The organism is Enterobacter sp. 198 (assembly GCF_009025585.1).
In the GTDB taxonomy this organism is placed as follows: Bacteria; Pseudomonadota; Gammaproteobacteria; order Enterobacterales; family Enterobacteriaceae; genus Enterobacter; species Enterobacter ludwigii.
In genome coordinates, this window is record NZ_WCIM01000033.1 from 417 (window position 1) to 3,837 (window position 3,421).

The 3,421-nt window shown below is 50.8% G+C and carries 3 protein-coding genes and 1 pseudogene; 1 reads left to right on the forward strand and 3 read right to left on the reverse strand.

Features of this window, described 5'->3' with window-relative positions; all coding sequences use genetic code 11:
* Positions 1-973: 973 nt before the first annotated feature.
* From F8561_RS22495 to F8561_RS22505, 3 genes are all read right to left on the reverse strand, one after another.
* Positions 974-1,621 carry a hypothetical protein gene (locus F8561_RS22495; protein WP_049602451.1) on the reverse strand — a complete coding sequence of 216 codons (648 nt, stop codon included), beginning with the start codon at positions 1,619-1,621 and terminating at the stop codon, positions 974-976.
* A 569-nt stretch (positions 1,622-2,190) separates the two neighbouring features.
* On the reverse strand, positions 2,191-2,406 hold the full coding sequence (locus F8561_RS22500) for an MbeD family mobilization/exclusion protein (RefSeq protein ID WP_000137422.1): 216 nt from the start codon (positions 2,404-2,406) through the stop codon (positions 2,191-2,193).
* A gap of 6 nt (positions 2,407-2,412) precedes the next feature.
* Positions 2,413-2,904 (reverse strand): MbeB family mobilization protein, encoded by a 492-nt coding sequence (locus F8561_RS22505; protein ID WP_136070821.1) that lies wholly within the window; start codon positions 2,902-2,904, stop codon positions 2,413-2,415.
* Between the two features lie 250 nt (positions 2,905-3,154).
* Here F8561_RS22505 and F8561_RS24685 point away from each other — a divergent pair.
* A pseudogene (locus F8561_RS24685) lies at positions 3,155-3,421 on the forward strand (hypothetical protein); the annotation flags it as partial.

Below are 3,421 nucleotides of genomic sequence, written 5' to 3' on the forward strand. Positions count from 1 at the left end.
GGATATATTCCGCTTCCTCGCTCACTGACTCGCTGCGCTCGGTCGTTCGGCTGCGGCGAGCGGAAATGGCTTACTGGCGGGGCGGAAATGTCCTGGAAGATGCCAGGAAGAAACTTAGCAGGGAAGCAATAAGGCCGCGGCGAAGCCGTTTTTCCATAGGCTCCGCCCCCCTGACAAGCATCACAAAATCTGACGCTCAAATCAGTGGTGGCGAAACCCGACAGGACTATAAAGATCCCAGGCGTTTCCCCCTGGTAGCTCCCTCGTGCGCTCTCCTGTTCCTGCCTTTCGGTTTACCGGTGTCATTCCGCTGTTATGGCCGCGTTTATCTCATTCCACGCCTGACACTCRGTTCCGGGAAGGCAGTTCGCTCCAAGCTGGACTGTATGCACGAACCCCCCGTTCAGTCCGACTACCACGCCCGTTCCGGTAACTATCAACTTGAGTCCAACCCGAAAAGGCACGACAAATCGCCATTGGCGGTAGCCACTGGTAAACAGGATGTGCGAGAGATGTATCGAGAGTTCTTGAAGTGGCGGCCTGAGTGAGGCTACACTGGAAGGACAGATTTGGTGACATGTCTCGCACAAGACTGTTACCACGGTTCAGAAGTTCCCCAACTTACTGAACCTTCGAAAAACCACCTCCCCAGGTGGTTTTTTCGTTTTCAGAGCAAGAGATTACGCTCAGACATAAATGATCTCAAGAAGATCCTTTCAAGGGGCAGAATTCTTTAGCGCCTAATCATTTCAACGTACCATTCGATGATGCTATCAACTTGATGGTCACAACCTTCGAAAAAGCCATTAATGCATTGCTGTTCCAAGAGACAGACTTTAGAAAAAAAAGTCAGTTCACTGAAAAGCAATGTAAAGCCCTATTTAGGCCTATCATGTACGTGAAAATTTAATAATTATTCTGGTTTCAAATATCAAGTTAAGTTAAATATTAATACTCCATCACCACCAAAAAGCTAAACGCCATAATTCACGTCTTTTTTTTCTATGTCTGAATAACTAGCCCTTTGCTTTAACAAGGCTGGAAATCGAGCAACAAAATTAAACTCAGTCTGAAGCTTCTTCCACAGAATATCCAAGCAATAAAAATGCTTCACCATCGCCCCAGACTGTTCGCCGAGATGAACTGAATTCTGCAAACCGATTACTGAATCAAAAAAAACAGCCATTAACTTCGTTGCAAACGGTCTCTTAACAATATAACCAGAAGCGGTTTGAGAATTTACAACACGATAAAAACCATTCTCATTGTCGATAACTTCAATTGGTACAGCTTGGTTATGAGAAAGAAGAAAAACGTCCCATTTATCTGAGCAAGCAACAGCTTTTGTAAGATCATCTAAAAACGACTCTTTGTTATAAATTTCAAAATCATCTTCTAGAACAACTAGGTACTGGCATTCAGACTCTGATATGTAACTGGCGATTAAGTTAGCATGACTCAGACTAGCTCCAAGCGCACCAAAATCAGGTTTACTATAAGCCTTGAAAAAAAAGTCATCTCCAGCCGAGATTCCGGCAAGGGAGAATTCCGCTACGCACTCAGCCTTACGATCATCACGATGTTCAAGATTAATAACCTTTAAAAAAACATCACCAGACATAAAACACCTTTTTTTGAAAAAATAACCGCATAAAAATTAGAACAATCGTCGAAAAGACACATCGATAACAAATCGAAGCAGAAATTTCGATTTACCATAACATCCGTTGCCCGCACCGCTGAAACGGGGTTGGCTGCGTTTCCGGTGCCAGACGCGAGAAAGTGGCGACAGACATAACGAAAAAACACCAGAAACGCAGCCGCTGAATATTACACTGGTGCATAGTCATGCAGCCAGATGCATGGATGTTAAAGTCACACTAAAATCCGCGCCAATGCCTTAAAAACCGACAAATGCTTCTCCAGCCAGTCCCACAGCTCCGCCGCCAGATACAGGCAGTTAAGCAATGATTCAATAAGATTTAACAGCTTCATTTCCCGCTCCTGAATAAGTCGTGACCTTTTTGATCACGAACCTATTTAGCGGGAGAAATAAGAGCCCCTCTTCGTGCGGGTTGTCAGCTGCCTGGATGGTTTAAAGTGTCGGCCCGCGGTAGGTTTTCTGCGGCTGGCGCTCCAGCTCCAGTGTTTTCTGATACTCATTCTCCCTCTGCCGGAGCTCGATGGCATTCAGTTCCCGGACAAGCGGCGCAGCTGCTCGCTTAAACTCAGCACCTGCGTGCTCAAGTCCGACACGCGCTCGTTCAGCACCGCGTTCTCCCGTTGCATAAGCCCACACATGCTCCGCCATTCCGCGAAGGCGCTCTCCCATTCGTCCAGCCTTTGCGAGTAGTCCTGCTGTAGCTGCTCTAATGCGCTCAGCAACTGCTTTTCCAGCTCTGTCATTTTCCGCTACTCCTGTTTCAGGCGGATCCATGTCGTCCCGTCGTAGGGGATGGCTTCGGTTTGCATCCCGGGCGGCAGGATAAGAAACCTCCGGCCGTCGCGGCTCTCCTGATAGCGCACTCCCCACGTCCGGGCAGTCATTTTCGCCAGGGTATCTTCCTGCTGACGAAGATGCGTGTAATTGTCGGTTATCTGCTGCCCCTGCCACCACAGTATGCTCCCGCTCGTGCCGATCAGCAGCGCTGACACCATCAGGATGGTGAACCATGTCCGCCCGGCAGTCCGCAGTACGCTCCGCCGGTTTTTCTCCATCGCCTCGCTCATACTCTGCTCGTGTGCGAGGATGGCGTCGCTGATTCTCCTCGCGCTTGCGCTCAGTTCCGCTCTGACAGACTGCTCGTGCTCGCTGAATGCGGCTTTCAGCATCTCGCCGGTACTCTGCTTCTGCGCTTTCGATTGCTGCTCTAAGTCCTTCGCCAGCGTTAAAAGACTGCTCATAGATGGCTCCCTTCAGTCGGATGTTTCGCCCCCCGTCCGGGTCGGCAATGCTGATACTGCTTTTCGTGGTGCGCACCACCTCAAAACCTGACCGTTCCAGCGCCTCAGTGACGTCCTGACGGTTTTTCAGCTCCCCGGACGAAGCAAGGGTCAGCAGTCCGCGCGTGATGGCTTCAGTGGCCTCCTGCTTCGTTTTCGGCAGTCCGGACGGCGTGACCAGCGCCCGGCGGTTTTCCGGCGCGTTCGGGTCATGCAGCCCCAGTCTGCCGTTCACGATGGTCTGCCAGGCATCGATGCGCGGCCGGTCGGCGCGGTCGTAGTACGGCTGGAGCCGCCTGCCGGTCAGCAGTTCGGTATTGGGGATCAGAAAGTTCAGCTCCAGACGCCCCTTGTCCGCGTGCTCCACCCACAGAATGCTGTACTGATCTTTATCGAGTCCGGGCATCAGAACCCGCTCGAAGCTGGCCATCAGTTTTTCCCGCTGGCCGGGAGGCAGATCGGCCTCCGCAAACGACAG

Bases quoted from the DNA above. Each gene is read 5' to 3' on its own strand.
- F8561_RS22500 (WP_000137422.1), bottom strand. From the start codon at position 2,406: ATGACAGAGCTGGAAAAGCAGTTGCTGAGCGCATTAGAGCAGCTACAG.
- F8561_RS22495 (WP_049602451.1), bottom strand. From the start codon at position 1,621: ATGTCTGGTGATGTTTTTTTAAAGGTTATTAATCTTGAACATCGTGAT.
- F8561_RS22505 (WP_136070821.1), bottom strand. From the start codon at position 2,904: ATGAGCAGTCTTTTAACGCTGGCGAAGGACTTAGAGCAGCAATCGAAA.